The 14,477-nt window shown below is 61.7% G+C and carries 13 protein-coding genes; 8 read left to right on the top strand and 5 right to left on the bottom strand.

Annotated elements, in window-relative coordinates:
- Nucleotides 1-270 precede the first annotated feature (270 nt).
- Genes ruvC through ruvB form a run of 3 tightly spaced genes read left to right on the top strand, consistent with a single transcriptional unit; the run spans nt 271 to nt 2,487 of the window.
- Nucleotides 271-768 (top strand): crossover junction endodeoxyribonuclease RuvC, encoded by a 498-nt coding sequence (gene ruvC / locus JAO82_RS09805; RefSeq protein WP_198686201.1) that lies wholly within the window; start codon nt 271-273, stop codon nt 766-768.
- Nucleotides 765-1,430: a Holliday junction branch migration protein RuvA gene (gene ruvA, locus JAO82_RS09800; RefSeq protein ID WP_198686200.1), complete on the top strand. Its 666-nt coding sequence runs from the start codon at nt 765-767 to the stop codon at nt 1,428-1,430. Before ruvC ends, ruvA begins: the two co-directional genes overlap by 4 nt.
- A gap of 25 nt (nt 1,431-1,455) precedes the next feature.
- Nucleotides 1,456-2,487, top strand: coding sequence for a Holliday junction branch migration DNA helicase RuvB (gene ruvB / locus JAO82_RS09795; RefSeq protein WP_198686199.1), 1,032 nt, complete (start codon nt 1,456-1,458; stop codon nt 2,485-2,487).
- Between the two features lie 298 nt (nt 2,488-2,785).
- Here ruvB and rpe read toward each other — a convergent pair whose 3' ends face one another.
- Nucleotides 2,786-3,475: a ribulose-phosphate 3-epimerase gene (gene rpe, locus JAO82_RS09790; RefSeq protein WP_198686198.1), complete on the bottom strand. Its 690-nt coding sequence runs from the start codon at nt 3,473-3,475 to the stop codon at nt 2,786-2,788.
- Nucleotides 3,476-3,674: 199 nt separating this feature from the next.
- Between rpe and JAO82_RS09785 the strand changes: the two genes are divergently transcribed.
- Nucleotides 3,675-4,472: a glutathione S-transferase family protein gene (locus JAO82_RS09785; RefSeq protein ID WP_332872515.1), complete on the top strand. Its 798-nt coding sequence runs from the start codon at nt 3,675-3,677 to the stop codon at nt 4,470-4,472.
- A 9-nt stretch (nt 4,473-4,481) separates the two neighbouring features.
- On the opposite strand, the gene JAO82_RS09780 is transcribed toward JAO82_RS09785, so the two are convergent.
- Nucleotides 4,482-5,096 (bottom strand): GcrA family cell cycle regulator, encoded by a 615-nt coding sequence (locus JAO82_RS09780; protein ID WP_198686197.1) that lies wholly within the window; start codon nt 5,094-5,096, stop codon nt 4,482-4,484.
- A 153-nt stretch (nt 5,097-5,249) separates the two neighbouring features.
- Between JAO82_RS09780 and JAO82_RS09775 the strand changes: the two genes are divergently transcribed.
- The 3 genes from JAO82_RS09775 (at nt 5,250) to argF (ending at nt 8,312) form a co-directional block, all read left to right on the top strand.
- Nucleotides 5,250-6,053 (top strand): ABC transporter permease, encoded by an 804-nt coding sequence (locus tag JAO82_RS09775; RefSeq protein WP_198686196.1) that lies wholly within the window; start codon nt 5,250-5,252, stop codon nt 6,051-6,053.
- 79 nt (nt 6,054-6,132) lie between these two features.
- On the top strand, nt 6,133-7,308 hold the full coding sequence (locus JAO82_RS09770; RefSeq protein ID WP_198686195.1) for an aspartate aminotransferase family protein: 1,176 nt from the start codon (nt 6,133-6,135) through the stop codon (nt 7,306-7,308).
- A 77-nt stretch (nt 7,309-7,385) separates the two neighbouring features.
- Nucleotides 7,386-8,312: an ornithine carbamoyltransferase gene (gene argF, locus JAO82_RS09765; RefSeq protein ID WP_198686194.1), complete on the top strand. Its 927-nt coding sequence runs from the start codon at nt 7,386-7,388 to the stop codon at nt 8,310-8,312.
- Between the two features lie 88 nt (nt 8,313-8,400).
- Here argF and JAO82_RS09760 read toward each other — a convergent pair whose 3' ends face one another.
- Together JAO82_RS09760 and JAO82_RS09755 are read right to left on the bottom strand one after the other, a co-directional pair.
- Nucleotides 8,401-9,882 carry an inorganic phosphate transporter gene (locus JAO82_RS09760; RefSeq protein WP_198686193.1) on the bottom strand — a complete coding sequence of 494 codons (1,482 nt, stop codon included), beginning with the start codon at nt 9,880-9,882 and terminating at the stop codon, nt 8,401-8,403.
- Between the two features lie 97 nt (nt 9,883-9,979).
- The gene (locus JAO82_RS09755) at nt 9,980-10,453 is read right to left on the bottom strand and encodes an NUDIX hydrolase (RefSeq protein ID WP_198686192.1); all 474 of its coding nucleotides are present in this window, start codon (nt 10,451-10,453) and stop codon (nt 9,980-9,982) included.
- Nucleotides 10,454-10,589: 136 nt separating this feature from the next.
- Between JAO82_RS09755 and gndA the strand changes: the two genes are divergently transcribed.
- Nucleotides 10,590-11,987, top strand: a complete 1,398-nt coding sequence (gndA, locus tag JAO82_RS09750) for an NADP-dependent phosphogluconate dehydrogenase (RefSeq protein WP_198686191.1) — start codon at nt 10,590-10,592, stop codon at nt 11,985-11,987.
- Nucleotides 11,988-12,011: 24 nt separating this feature from the next.
- Here the strand turns inward: gndA and hrpB are convergent, their stop codons facing one another.
- Nucleotides 12,012-14,471, bottom strand: coding sequence for an ATP-dependent helicase HrpB (gene hrpB, locus JAO82_RS09745; RefSeq protein ID WP_198686291.1), 2,460 nt, complete (start codon nt 14,469-14,471; stop codon nt 12,012-12,014).
- Nucleotides 14,472-14,477 lie beyond the last annotated feature (6 nt).

The raw sequence follows: 14,477 nt of genomic DNA, 5'->3' as shown, positions 1-14,477 counted from the left end.
TCCGTATTCAAAAAGAACAAGAGCCAAAAAAGCATGCAATCCATGCGCTAAGTGCATGTCTCAGTTTCTGCTGGTAGCGCGTTGTAAAAGCGGCATAAAACCGCTTTTAAAATGGCGTATTGGATCGATAAAGCGTCGCTTTCAGGGGGTGGTGTCGCTGAGAGACAATTCCCTGTCGTTTTTGGGTCTGGCTGCAAATGCGTGGACCATGTTCGCCTTTCGTGCTAGTGCCTTAAAAAATAACAATGTGCAGGCGCGTGGGGCAGGCAAATGCGAATTTTGGGTATCGATCCGGGACTGCGGACCATGGGCTGGGGCGTGATCGAATCACGCGGCGCGCGGATAAACCATGTCGCGAACGGAGAGTGCCGCTCGTCTGGGGATGATCTGGCGATGCGCTTGCTGTCACTGTACCGGCAATTAAGTGACATCTGGGCGACCTATCTGCCCGGTGAGGCGGCAATCGAGCAAACCTTTGTGAACAAGGACGGAGCCGGTACGCTGAAGCTGGGGCAGGCGCGCGGGGTGGCGCTTTTGGTGCCGGCTCAGGCGGGCGTTGTGGTCGGCGAATATGCCCCGAACCGGGTCAAGAAAACTGTCGTGGGTGTGGGGCATGCCGACAAGGCGCAGATCCTGCATATGGTGCGCTTGCAATTGCCGGGCTGCGATCCGGCGGGGCCTGATGCCGCGGATGCGCTGGCGATTGCGATCTGTCACGCCCATTACCGCGCCGCGGAGCGCACTGTATTGCGGGAGGTGCGGTCATGATCGGGCGGTTGCGGGGGCGGCTGGATTGGCGTGGGTCCGATCATGTTCTGATCGACGTGCAAGGCGTCGGCTACATCGTGTTCTGCTCCGAGCGCACCTTGGCGGCTTTGCCCGGTGTCGGCGAGGCGGTGTCGCTTTATACCGATCTGGTGGTCCGCGAGGACCTGTTACAGCTTTACGGATTTTCCAGCATGATGGAGAAGGAATGGCATCGCTTGCTGACATCAGTTCAGGGGGTCGGTGCCAAGGTTTCTCTGGCGGTATTGGGGTCGGTCGGACCCGACGGGTTGAGCCGGGCAATCGCATTGGGGGATTGGGCCGCAGTCAGGGTTGCCAGAGGCGTAGGCCCGAAGACGGCCCAGCGGATCGTTCTGGAGTTAAAGGACAAGGCTCCTGCCGTCATGGCGATGGGCGGGGCAGAGGCGATCGAACCCGCCGATACGGGCGGCGATGTCATTGAACCTGCGGTGACCGCCGCCAACGCCCCGGCCCCGCAAAGCAGTCGGTCGGCACAAGCCGATGCGTTGTCAGCCTTGGGCAATCTGGGCTATGGCCCGTCGGAGGCGGCGGCAGCGGTCGCCGAAGCCGCAGGCGCGGCGCCGGAGGCGGGAGAGGCCGCACTGATACGCGCGGCGCTGAAATTGCTGGCCCCCAAAGGCTAGGCTTGCGCATGGTGGAAAGAGCTGAATGACCGATCCTGACCCGACCCTGCGCCCCGATCCTTTGCCCGAGGATAACGACCGCGCTTTGCGCCCTCAGGCATTGGATGATTTCATCGGGCAGGCCGAAGCGCGGGCCAACCTGCGCGTGTTCATCCAATCGGCCCGGATGCGCGGCGAGGCGATGGACCACACCCTGTTCCACGGCCCGCCCGGTTTGGGCAAGACCACGCTGGCGCAGATCATGGCGCGCGAGCTGGGGGTGGGGTTTCGCATGACGTCGGGGCCGGTTCTGGCCAAAGCAGGCGATCTGGCGGCGATCCTGACCAATCTCGAAGAACATGATGTGCTGTTCATCGACGAGATCCATCGCCTCAACCCCGCCGTCGAAGAAGTGCTCTATCCCGCGCTGGAGGATTTCGAGCTGGATCTGGTGATCGGCGAGGGCCCCGCCGCGCGGACCGTGCGGATCGAGCTGCAGCCGTTCACGCTGGTTGGCGCGACAACGCGGATGGGGCTGCTGACCACGCCGCTGCGCGACCGGTTCGGCATTCCCACCCGGTTGCAGTTCTATACTGTCGATGAATTGCACGAGATCGTCACCCGTAATGCCCAAAAGCTGGGCGCGCCGGCCGAGGAGTCCGGCGCCCGCGAAATTGCCCGCCGGGCCCGTGGCACACCGCGGATCGCCGGGCGTCTGTTGCGCCGGGTTGTCGATTTCGCCGTGGTCGAGGGCGACGGCACGATCACGCGTGAACTGGCGGACCGCGCCCTGACGCGGCTGGGCGTGGACCATTTGGGGCTGGACGGCGCCGATCGGCGCTATCTGTTGTTGATTGCGGAAAATTACCTCGGCGGCCCGGTCGGGATTGAGACCTTGAGCGCGGCATTGAGCGAGAGCCGCGATGCGCTGGAAGAGGTGATTGAGCCGTTCCTGCTGCAACAAGGGTTGATCCAGCGCACACCGCGGGGCCGGATGCTGGCGCATAAGGCCTGGACCCATCTAGGGCTGACGCCACCGGCCCCAGACCCCAGCGGCCAGAGTAATTTATTTGGCTGAGGCTGAGACTGGGTCTTGCTATCGGCCAGTCGCAGGGCGTTCAGTGTTTATGTGAGACCAAATAAGGACAGGATCAACAGCACGACGACGACCAGTCCGACGAGATAAATTATTCTATTCATTAGCGTCCTCTCAGTTCGGATCGATTGTTTTCCGGCGGCGAGCGATTTTCCGCGCCCATGAAGCAAACGCAATCCTGACCGACAGGTTCCGATGTCGGTTGAATAATCCGGCTGAAGATGGGCGCGGCGGCGCAAAACTGGCCGCCAACTGAGCGCTCGGGCGGCGTTAACTTCGGTTACGCGTAAACCCCTTCGGCGGCCTCGCGGATGGTGCGGATGTTATCGCCGTAGACCTGCGGATTTGTGACTGAGCCACCTTTGAATACCGCCGAACCAGCGACCAGCACATCGGCCCCGGCGCGCGCGACCAGTGGGGCCGTGGACGGATCAACGCCGCCATCAATTTCGATATGGACGGGACGGTCGCCGATCATTTCGCGCAAGGTGCGAATCTTGTCCGTCATGTCGAGAAATTTCTGTCCGCCGAAACCGGGGTTCACTGTCATCACGCAGACCAGATCAACCATGTCGAGCAGCGGCTCGATCACGTTTGCGGGCGTTCCTGGATTTAGCGCGACACCGGCCTTGGCCCCGGCGGCACGGATCGCCTGAAGCGTGCGATGGATATGCGGCCCGGCCTCTACATGGGCGGTGATGACATCCGCTCCGGCCTGCGCAAAAGCGTCGATATAGGGATCAACCGGCGAGATCATCAGGTGCACATCCATCACGCCTTGGATATGCGGCCGAATCGCTGCGCACATGGCGGGGCCGAAGGTGATATTGGGTACAAAATGCCCGTCCATCACATCGACATGAACCCAATCGGCACCCTGATCTTCGATGGCTTCGCATTCCGCCCCGAAATTGGCGAAATCGGCCGACAGAATGGAAGGGGCGATCTTGATCTTGCGGTCAAATGACATGGGTTACCTCGAGTGTTTTGCTGTGGCGTATATAGGCCGCCCGAACGCGCGGCGGTAGGGGCAAGTAGCCCAAGACCACAGATATGGCGTGTTGGTTTCGCTGTGGCGGTGACGATGGGTCATGTATCGCGCCATATAGGCTTTGCCGGGTCGTAACGAAAGCTGCAGCCGCGTAAACCTTGCATTCACCCGCGCACCTGTGCTGGAAAGACTCGACTTTTCCGGATTGACGCTGAACCATATGGCCCGTGTCGCCAAGGCCGCTTGGAATAGCACCGTGAGGGCTGCGGCTTTGGCCATCGCTAAGGATCGCGCTGATGCCCGCGCCACCGCTGGCAGGCCATGCTGGAAGGGACCAACCATGCCAATGCTGTTTTTCGATTGCACCACCGCCCCCAATCCGCGCCGGGTGCGGATGATCATTGCCGAAAAACGGCTCGAAATCGAAACCCGTGAGCTCAGCATTGCCAACGGCGAACAGCTGTCCCCGGATTTTCTGGCGATCAATCCACGCGGCACCTTGCCGGTTCTGGTGACCGAAGCCGGACAAGCGCTGAGCGAGACGGTCGCCATTGCCTCCTATCTCGAAGACTTGCACCCTGAACCGTCTCTGATGGGACAGGGTGCAGAAGAAAAGGCAGCGGTTCTGAACTGGAATGCCGTGATCGAACAGCAGGGCGGCCAGGCGATCTTTGATGCCTTTCGCAATTCCCATCCCGCAATGAAAGGCCGGGCGATCCCGGGGCCAGCGGACTACGCGCAGATCCCCGACCTAGCTGAACGGAGCCGCCAGCGGGTGAATGCGTTCTTTGAACTGCTCGAAGCCCGCTTGCAGCAAAGCCCGTTTATTGCCACCAACCGCTTCACGCTGGCCGACATCAGTTGTTTTGTGATGGTAGAATTCGCCCGCGTCATCAAAATGCGAATACCGCAAGGCAATCCGGCAACGCTGGCCTGGTATGAACACATCTGTGAACGTCCCAGCGCCAGCGTCTGAAGCACTCGCTCAGCGGCGGCGGTCCCGCCGCGCGCTCATCGGTTGAAAGGCCACGCCGACATGTGCCTCGCAATAGGGTTTGCCGGCCTGAACCGGTAGCCCGCAAAACCAGAAATCTTCGGTTGCGGGGTCACCGATAGGCCATTTGCAGGTCCGCTCGGTCAGTTCCATCAAGCCGATCCGCTTGGCCTTTTTTTCGACCTCGCTTACCTTGGCCAGAGCCTCGGGGCTGATTTCGTTGGCCGACGGTTGGGGCGGCAACGGCTGCCCCGCCGGGATGATTGGTCGGCGAACATGAGGTACAATCGTCGGTGTTGGCGCCTCCGCCTCTGCCTCGGGAGCGGCCTCGGGGGCTTCGGCTTTGATGGTCGGCTTCGGCTTGGCTTCCGCTTTTTCCTCTGCCTTGGGTTTGGCGGCAGCAGCTGACGGTGTCGCCGGTTTCGCCTTGGGTTCGGCTTTCGGGGCCGCAGCCGTCGCTGCGCGGTTAGACAGCCCCATACGATGCACCTTGCCGATAACAGCATTGCGCGTCACACCGCCCAGTTCCTTGGCGATTTGGCTTGCCGACTGGCCTTCGCCCCACATTTTTCTGAGAACTTCCACGCGCTCGTCAGTCCACGACATGCATTGCCTTTCCAACTGAAAACAGCCACCCTTGCAGCCGTTTCTAAAATTTCCTTGATATCCCCTATTTTAATCACTGCGTGTCGAGTTACAAGGCGAGATACAGCATTACATACGCCAGAGACGGCGCCAGAGACTTCAGGAGCAGGCAGTATGAACGAGATCGTCCAGCCCGGCATTCGCCGGTTCGGCCGGATAAATTGGATGGGGCTTTACACCCTGGCCGAGCGTGAAGTTCGCCGCTTCTTGGTGGTCTGGACGCAAACCATATTGGCCCCGCTGGCAACCGCAGCACTGTTCCTGTTGATCTTCACAATCGCTGTGGGTCCGCAACGGGGCGATGTGATGGGGGTCGACTTTCTGACATTCATTGCACCCGGTATCTTGATGATGACAGTAATCCAGAACGCATTTGCGAACACCTCTTCGTCAATCTTGGTGGCGAAAGTGCAGGGCAATATCGTTGACACGTTGATGCCGCCATTGTCGGGTTCCGAACTGGTTATTGGCTATTTGGTCGGCGGGATGGTGCGCGGCCTGATCGTTGCGCTGGCCATAGCAATCGGGGTATGGCTGACCTTGGGCATCACACCGCAACATCCGGTGCTGGTGCTGGGTTTCGTTCTGCTCGGGTCGGCTTTCATGGGCGGCGTGGGGATCGTCACCGGGATCTTTGCCGATAAATTCGACCAAATGGCGGCGATCACCAATTTCGTCGTCACGCCGCTGGCTTTCCTGTCAGGCACTTTCTATTCGATTGATGCGCTGCCGCCGGTGCTGCGCCAGGTCACCCATGCAAATCCGATTTTCTATCTGATTGATGGGGTACGTTTTGGCATGATTGGCGCGTCCGACAGTTCTCCGGGCCTCGGCCTTGTGATCTGCGCAATCGCTACGGTGGCAATCTCGGTTGTGGCTTGGGGGATGCTGCGAAGCGGTTATCGGCTGAAGGCCTGAGGCCAGCCTTTCCTTATCGTTGACCCCGTCGCCCTTGTGTTGCACTTACAGGGCCATCGCCCGAATAAAGGATGATCCGATGATGCCGTCCATTCTGCCAACCTATAACCGTGCGCCGCTTAGTTTTGTAAAGGGGCAGGGCACATGGCTGACCGAGGCCGACGGCCGCCGCTTTCTCGATCTGGGCGCCGGGATTGCGGTCAACGCGCTCGGCCATGCCCATCCGACACTGGTCAAGGTCCTTACTGACCAGGCGCAAGCCCTGTGGCATGTCTCGAATCTCTACCAAATACCGCAACAACAGGCACTGGCGGATCGGTTGGTCGAACTCACATTCGCCGATACCGTGTTCTTCACCAATTCCGGCACCGAGGCCTGCGAACTCGCGGTCAAGATGGCGCGCAAATATTGGCACGACAAAGGCCACCCCGAGCGCACCGACATCATCAGCTTCAAGGGGTCCTTCCACGGACGCTCTTCTGCCGGGATCGCGGCGGCGGGGTCCGAGGCGATGACCGCGGGCTTCGGTCCGCTCCTCCCCGGTTTCATCCACCTCCCTTGGGGTGACCTTGATGCAGTGGGCGCCGCGCTCTCCGACACGGTTGGCGCGATCTTGGTCGAACCCGTGCAGGGCGAGGGCGGCATCCGCCCGCTATCCGATGAATGCCTCAAGGGGCTTCGCCAGCTTTGCGACGACCATGGCATCCTGCTGATTTTGGACGAAGTGCAATGCGGCATGGGCCGCACCGGTAAATTGTTCGCCCACGAATGGGCAGGAATCGCGCCCGACATCATGATGGTCGCCAAAGGCATTGGCGGCGGGTTCCCGCTCGGCGCGGTGCTGGCCAGCGAAAATGCCGCCAGCGGGATGATCGCCGGCACCCATGGCTCGACCTATGGCGGCAACCCGCTGGGCTGCGCCGTAGGCTGTGCGGTCTTGGACATCGTCGCCGACCCGCAATTCCTATCTGAAATCAACCGTAAGGCGGGCCTTCTGCGGCAAAAACTGGAAGCTTTGGTTGCTGCACATCCGAATAATTTCGAAGAGGTGCGCGGCACCGGTCTGATGCTGGGGCTGAAATGTAAGCAGCCCAACACCGATCTGGTCGCCGCCGGCTATACCGCCGAAATTCTGACGATTCCGGCAGGGGACAATGTGCTGCGCCTGCTGCCCCCGCTCAATATTGCTGACGAAGACATCCAGATCGCGATCGACCGGCTGGACCGCGCCGCCGCAACTCTGTCCACGCCCTGATTTTCTTCTTGCAGCCAAATATCCCGGGGGTGCGGGGGCTGGCCCCTGCTCCCACACCCAGCAAAAGGCGATGGCCCATGAACCATTTTCTCGACATTCACAAAACCGACCGCGCCGCGCTGCGCGCGATGATCGACCAGGCAGGCAGGGCCAAGGCCGCCCGGGCCGGGCGTCCCAAGGGGGCCGCTGACGACGACCAGCCGTTGGCCGGGCGCATGGTGGCGTTGATTTTTGAGAAACCCTCAACCCGCACCCGGGTCAGTTTTGACGTGGGTGTACGGCAGATGGGCGGCCAGACCATGGTCCTGTCGGGCAGTGATATGCAGCTAGGCCATGGCGAAACCATCGCCGATACGGCGCGTGTCCTGTCGCGCTATGTCGACATGATCATGATCCGCACCTTTGACGAAGCGGTGCTTTACGAGATGGCCGAATATGCCGATGTGCCGGTGATCAACGGGCTCACTGACCGCAGCCATCCTTGCCAGATCATGGCCGATATCCTGACCTTTGAAGAACATCGTGGTCCGATCAAGGGCAAGAAGGTGGTTTGGACCGGCGACGGCAACAATGTCTGCGCCTCGTTCCTGCATGCGGCAGGGCAGTTCGGGTTCGACCTCACTTTCACCGGTCCGGCGCAACTTGATCCGGAAAGCGATTTCATCGGTTTTGCCCGCGATCAGGGCAGCACTGTCCAGATTGAACGTGATCCCTTTAAAGCGGTCGAAAACGCCGATCTGGTGGTTGCGGACACCTGGGTGTCCATGCATGATGCGCAATCTTCGCGCGAACGCCGCCACAATATGTTGCGGGCTTATCAGGTCAACGAAAAGCTGATGGCCGCCGCCAAGCCGGATGCGTTGTTCATGCATTGCCTGCCCGCCCACCGCGGTCAGGAGGTCACGTCTGCGGTTATGGACGGTCCGCAATCGGTGATCTTTGACGAGGCCGAAAACCGCCTTCATGCGCAAAAAGCGATCATGCGCTGGTGTCTGGGCGCTTGAAACCCCGTATTCTGGTCTTGCCGGGGCCTGTGCCTGCGTCAATCTAAGGTCGCAAGCACAGGCATCCGGTGAGACGGCGGATTCTCTATCAGCCGAGAATCGCGTAGAGCAGCAGGAAGATGATTCCCGACAGAAAAGCGGCTGCGGGCACGGTGATGACCCAGGCTGCGATAACCGTCAGGAAGTGTGAGCGGCGGACCAGTTTCCGGCGGGCGCGCTCTTCGAGCGAGATCGACTTGGGTTTGGATCCGCCACTTGCGTTGTTGCGCAGCCGCCGTTCCATGTACCACTCACGGAAAAAGCCGACACCGAAGACGCCGCCGACGGCGATATGGGTTGAGCTGACCGGCAGGCCTAGCCAACTTGCCACGATCACCGTGATCGCGGCGGACAACGCCACGCAAAAGGCACGCATCGGGTTCAACTTGGTGATCTGGCTGCCAACCATGCGGATCAATTTCGGCCCAAACAGAAATAGCCCGAACGAGATGCCAAAAGCACCGATCACCATGACCCACATCGGGATCGACACCCGGTCCGAGAAATCGCCAAACTCGGCCGCGTGAACAATTGCCGCCAAGGGCCCGACAGCGTTGGCAACGTCATTCGCCCCGTGTGCAAAGCTCAGCAGCGCCGCCGAAATGATCAGTGGCAGTCCGAACAAGACTTTCAGTGACTTGTTGCGGTTTTCCAGCCCTTCGGACTGGCGGCGAATCAACGGAATTGTGGCCAGCCAAATGAGCGCGCCAATGATCACCCCAGATATCAGTGCCGTGCTGGGATTGACTTCGATAAGCCGTTTCAACCCCTTGATCAAAAGATAGGTGGCAAACGCCCCCGCCATCAGCCCGACGAGAACCGGAACCCAGACCCGTGCGGCGGCGATCTTATCCTCGCGGTTGATGATCCGCGCCTTGATCAACCACAACAGCGCGGCGGCGATCCCCCCGCCCAGCACCGGCGAAATAACCCAGCTTGCGGCGATCGCGGCAATGATCGGCCAGTTGATTGCAGCGAAGCCGGCCGCAGCGATGCCAGCGCCCAGAACCCCGCCGACAACCGAATGCGTGGTCGAAACCGGCGCGCCAATCCAAGTCGCGAGATTGACCCAGAGCGCCGAGGAGATCAGCGCGGCCATCATCGCCCAGATGAACACATCGGTGTTGCGCATTGCACTGGGGCTGACGATTCCCTTGGAGATCGTCGACACCACGTCGCCCCCGGCCAACAACGCGCCGGCACTCTCAAATATGGCTGCAATCAAGATTGCCGCGCCCATCGACAGGGCATTGGCCCCAACCGCCGGCCCCATATTATTGGCGACGTCATTGGCCCCGATATTCAGGGCCATATAGGCCCCGAACGCAGCGGCGGCGATGACGATCAGGTTGATCGGCGTATGATCGAAAAACACCGCCGCCAGCAATGCGGCGATGACAATGAAGGCCAGCGCGATTCCGGACGCGACGAGGGGACGCGACACCTGAGCGGTGGCATATTCCACGTTGCTGATCCGGTTCAGATCAGTGTCGAGCGTCTTCCACCGCCTGCCTTGTGGTTTTTTTGACATAGGCTTGTTGCCTCTACATCAAGAATCCATTGTGATCCCCAAAGGCGCGTCTAAGCCTTCGCTGGCGCCAGTGCAATGAATTGCCGCACGCCAAGTTTTACCCGTTGCCCAATTGCAGATCGCGCAGGATTTTTCGCAGGCCCGGCTCATCGACCATTTTGGCAGCTTCGGCAGGGGTGACCCATTTGCGCTTGCGCTCGGAAACCTCGGGGTAATCGTCGGCAAGCTTGTGCACCCGAGCAAGATATACATGGGTGCGCACGGGCACTTCACCGCCGGTGTCCATGCCTTTTACGAACTCGTATTGGCCGATGGCCTTGTTGTCGATTTCGGCTTTTTTCACTCCGGCCTCTTCCCAAGCCTCCTGCAGGGCCGCCTCGGCCCCGTTCAGCCCGTCGATGGGCCAACCCTTGGGCAAGATCCAGCGCCCGGAGCCCCGGCTGGTGATCAGCAGCACCTTTTCGCCGGTGTCATCGACACGATAACACAGCGCCGCCACCTGGACCCGCTTGGGTCGCTGGATCAGGGGAAGGACCATTTCAGTCCAAGCCTTCTTCAAAGCTCCGGTCATTGTTCAAGCTGCCTGTTTTGTTATTATTACTTGACATGACACTAAACCAGTTCGAGTCAAATGCCAAACCCTGTGCACCCTTGTTTATGTGCGACTTTACCATAGGCTCGTAATGCCAGCCAGCGAGGACAGACAGATGCCTACAGCACAAATCGGGATCTACGGTCTGGGGACAATGGGCAGTGCACTGGCGCTGAATTTGGCCGGACACGGGATCACGGTAGCGGTGGCCAACCGCGAGGCAGACTGGATCGCCCCCTTCCTGCAGCGGGCCGGCAGCCTGGCGGCCAATCTGACCGGGGCCGACACGGTCGAGAACTTTATCGCGGCGCTGGCGAGACCTCGGGTGGTGCTGTTCATGATTCCCTCCGGCGCTCCGTTAGATAAGGTGATCGCAAAGATCGCGCCGCTGCTTGCGCCGGGCGATACGATCATCGACGCGGGCAATGCGGATTTTAACGACACCAACCGGCGTGCGGCGTCCCTGAGCGACGCAGGGCTGCACTATGTCGGGCTGGGGGTGTCGGGCGGGGCAGCGGGCGCGCGGCATGGCCCGTCCATGATGTTTGGCGGTAGCGCGCAAAGCTGGTCACGGCTGCGCCCGATTTTCGAGACCATCGCCGCGCACTATCAGGGCGATCCATGCGTTGCCCGCGTCGGGCCGGACGGGGCCGGACATTTTGTGAAAACCGTCCATAACGGCATCGAATATGCCGACATGCAGATGATCGCGGAAGTTTACGGTCTGCTGCGCGATGGAGCAGATTGGTCCGCCGGCCGGATCGCGACCCTTTTTTCGGATTGGAGCCGGGGGCCGCTGCACAGTTATCTGATCGAAATCACCGCGCTGGTGTTGTCGGTGTCCGATTCAGAAACCGGACATCCCATGGTGGATGTGATCGCGGATGTGGCTGGACAGAAGGGAACCGGGCGCTGGACCGTGATCGAAGCACTGAAGCTGGGCCAGTCCGCCAGCACCATCGAGGCGGCGGTGGGCGCGCGTGCCTGGTCGGCGCAAAAGGATCTCCGTGAAATGGCGGCACCGTTGCTGCCTGCGGGGGCAGGGGCCAGCGATCTGCCCACCCCAGAAGAGTTGGAACACGCGCTGCTTGCGGGGCGGATCATTGCACTTATGCAGGGTTTCGAAGTGTTGGCTGCGGCCTCGCGCGAATTCGACTGGGCGCTCGATCTGGCCAGGATTGCCGAAATCTGGCGCGCTGGATGTATCATCCGCTCCGAACTACTGAACGATTTTACGGTGGCTTTGCGGGCCGACCCGCCGCTGCTTCTGGCCGATCCTTTGCGTGCCATGCTGGGCGACAATATCAGCGCGCTGCGCACGGTTGTGACGGCAGCACTTGGGATAGGGCTTGCGGTACCGGCATTATCGGCTGGCTTGGCGTGGTATGACAGCATCCGCCACGCGCGCGGCACTGCGAACCTGATTCAGGCGCAGCGGGATGTGTTCGGGGCGCACGGGTTTGGACGGATCGACAGACCGGGCCAGCATCACGGTAATTGGCCGGAGAAATAGAGCGGCCGCGCGGAGAAAGCCGATCTAACTGCGCCGTTTGGTACGCAAGGTCGGATCCGCCTGTGTCGGGTCTTCGGGCCAGGGATGTTTGGGATAGCGCGCCCGCATGTCCTTGCGCACATCACTATAGGATCCGGTCCAAAACCCCGGCAGATCGCGGGTGACCTGAACCGGGCGCTGCGCCGGCGACAGCAAGGTGATCTTCAGCGGAACCCCTGCGGCTGTGGGGTGGCGGGTAACGCCGAACAGTTCTTGCAATCGTAAGGCGATCTCGGGCGCGTCCGAGCTGTAATCGATTGGCACGCGCCGCCCCAGCGGGGTCGCGAAATGGGCAGGCGCGCTGGTATCAATGCGTTGCATCTGTTCCCAGTTCAGCCGTGATTGCAGTGCCGGCAACAGGTCAAAAGCCTTCCAGTCCGCGGCACTGCGCACAGTGCCCAGATAGGGCAGCAGCCATTGTTCCAGCTCCACCATCAGCCCTGAAGGCGAGAAAACAGGCAGATCATGCCCTTCGGCGCGGACCAATTCGACCCGTGCCGCCAGACGGGCCGCAGGGCCGCGAAGATGCAGGCCCAGTTCGCGCACACCATCCAGCATGGCGCGGGCAATCGCCTCATCGGGGGCGTCGCTCCAAGTCTGGTCGCTCAGGATCAGGGCGCCAAAGCGTTCTTGTCGGCGCGCGATCACCCGGTTGTCGCGGCGCGACCATTCACAGATGTCATGCCACGCGATGCGATCCGCGAACAAATCGCGTATCTCGGCCTCGCTGATCTGCGCCGCGATGCGGATTGTTGCTTCACGCCGATCGCCGTCAAGGTCGGTCGCCACCAAATATGGCGCTGCGGCTAAACTATCGCCGGCACGCAAGACCGCGCCCTTGCCACCGGACAGCACATAGCGTGGCGCGTCCCCCTTGCGGCGCTGGCCGATGCGATCGGGATAGGCCATGGCGGCCATGGCGGCGGGACTCAGCGCCTCTCGATTGCGGGGATTGCTCTGCTTGCGCAGGCGGGCCGCTTCGGCGCGGATATGGGTCAAGGTGCCGGCGTTCGCCTGAAACGGCCGTTCGCGGGAAAATTTGCGCGGGTCGCGCAAGGCCGAAAGGCGCAGCAGCAAATCGGCCGGTGCACCGCGCAGCGGATCGCGCTCGGCCAGCAGGGCGGCCAGCGGCGCGGCCTGTGCTCCGGCTATTCTCAGCATATGTGCCAGCCGCGGATGCAGCGGCAGCGCGGCCAACGCCCGCCCGTGTTCGGTGATGCGCTCCTGATTGTCCAAAGCGCCCAGCAATGCCAGCAAACCGCGCGCTTCGCGCATCGCCTTGTCGGGGGGCGGGGTAAGAAACGGCAGGTCGCCAGGCGCCGCGCCCCACAGCGCAAGCTCCAACGCCAATGCGGTCAGATCAGCGGCCTCAATTTCGGCGGGGGGAAAGGCGGGTAGGGCACCGTCCTGTCCGCGTGACCAAAGCCGATAACACAAACCCTCGGCGACGCGGCCCGCACGCCCGGCGCGCTGCGTCGCCTCCGCACGGCTGACCCTTTCGGTCACCAGACGGGACATCCCTGATCCGGGATCAAACCGCGCACGCCGGGCCTGACCGGCATCGACGACCACGCGAATATCCGGGATCGTCAAAGAGGTTTCAGCAATGGCCGTGGCCAGCACCACCTTGCGCCCCTTTTTTTCCGGCGCAATGGCGGCGCGCTGGGCCGCGAACGGCATCGCGCCAAACAGCGGCCGAATCGTGCAGCTATCGGGAAGGCGGGCGGCGAGGGCGGCTTCGGCGCGCCGGATCTCGCCCTCGCCGGGCAGGAACACCAAGATCCCACCGCCGATGGCCCTGGTTTCGGATTCAGCCTGCGCCACAAGGTCGATCAGCGCCTCAAGCCAGCGCGGCCCCGGCGCAAGCGGCTGATCGCGCCAGAGGGTCTTTACCGGATAGGCGCGCCCCTCTGAGGTGACCAGTGGCGCATCCATCAAGGCGGCCACCGGGCCGCTATCCAAAGTGGCCGACATCACCAGCAGGTTCAGATCGTCGCGCAGCGCGCCCGCCACCTCAAGGCACAGCGCCAGCCCCAGATCGGCATTGAGTGAACGTTCGTGAAATTCGTCAAAGATCACGCAGCCCACGCCGGGCAGGTCCGGGCGATCTTGCAACATCCGCGTCAAGATACCTTCGGTGACCACTTCGATTCGGGTCTCGGGCGAGACTTTGGACGCGCCGCGAATTCGGTAACCGACGGTCTGGCCGGGCTGCTCATCCAGCGTTTCGGCCATCCGCTCGGCGGCGGCGCGGGCGGCCAGGCGGCGGGGCTCGAGCATCAGCAAGCGCTGGCCCTTGGGCAGCAGTCCCGCAGCAAGCAGCGCCAGCGGAACCCGCGTGGTCTTGCCTGCGCCCGGCGGGGCTTGCAATACCGCGCGACTGTGGCAGCGCAGCGCGGCGATCAGATCGGGCAGGGCGTCATCGATGGGCAGTTTGGTGGCCATCCGCGT

Origin of the sequence: Pontibaca salina, from assembly GCF_016307205.1 — a bacterium.
In the GTDB taxonomy this organism is placed as follows: Bacteria; Pseudomonadota; Alphaproteobacteria; order Rhodobacterales; family Rhodobacteraceae; genus Pontibaca; species Pontibaca salina.
Note: the sequence above shows the minus strand (reverse complement) of the source record. Positions and strands in the feature narration are given on the sequence as shown.

Bases quoted from the DNA above. Each gene is read 5' to 3' on its own strand.
- gndA (WP_198686191.1), top strand. From the start codon at position 10,590: ATGCCTACAGCACAAATCGGGATCTACGGTCTGGGGACAATGGGCAGT.
- ruvA (WP_198686200.1), top strand. From the start codon at position 765: ATGATCGGGCGGTTGCGGGGGCGGCTGGATTGGCGTGGGTCCGATCAT.
- ruvC (WP_198686201.1), top strand. From the start codon at position 271: ATGCGAATTTTGGGTATCGATCCGGGACTGCGGACCATGGGCTGGGGC.
- JAO82_RS09780 (WP_198686197.1), bottom strand. From the start codon at position 5,096: ATGTCGTGGACTGACGAGCGCGTGGAAGTTCTCAGAAAAATGTGGGGC.
- JAO82_RS09760 (WP_198686193.1), bottom strand. From the start codon at position 9,882: ATGTCAAAAAAACCACAAGGCAGGCGGTGGAAGACGCTCGACACTGAT.
- rpe (WP_198686198.1), bottom strand. From the start codon at position 3,475: ATGTCATTTGACCGCAAGATCAAGATCGCCCCTTCCATTCTGTCGGCC.
- hrpB (WP_198686291.1), bottom strand. From the start codon at position 14,471: ATGGCCACCAAACTGCCCATCGATGACGCCCTGCCCGATCTGATCGCC.
- JAO82_RS09775 (WP_198686196.1), top strand. From the start codon at position 5,250: ATGAACGAGATCGTCCAGCCCGGCATTCGCCGGTTCGGCCGGATAAAT.
- JAO82_RS09755 (WP_198686192.1), bottom strand. From the start codon at position 10,453: ATGACCGGAGCTTTGAAGAAGGCTTGGACTGAAATGGTCCTTCCCCTG.
- JAO82_RS09770 (WP_198686195.1), top strand. From the start codon at position 6,133: ATGATGCCGTCCATTCTGCCAACCTATAACCGTGCGCCGCTTAGTTTT.
- argF (WP_198686194.1), top strand. From the start codon at position 7,386: ATGAACCATTTTCTCGACATTCACAAAACCGACCGCGCCGCGCTGCGC.
- ruvB (WP_198686199.1), top strand. From the start codon at position 1,456: ATGACCGATCCTGACCCGACCCTGCGCCCCGATCCTTTGCCCGAGGAT.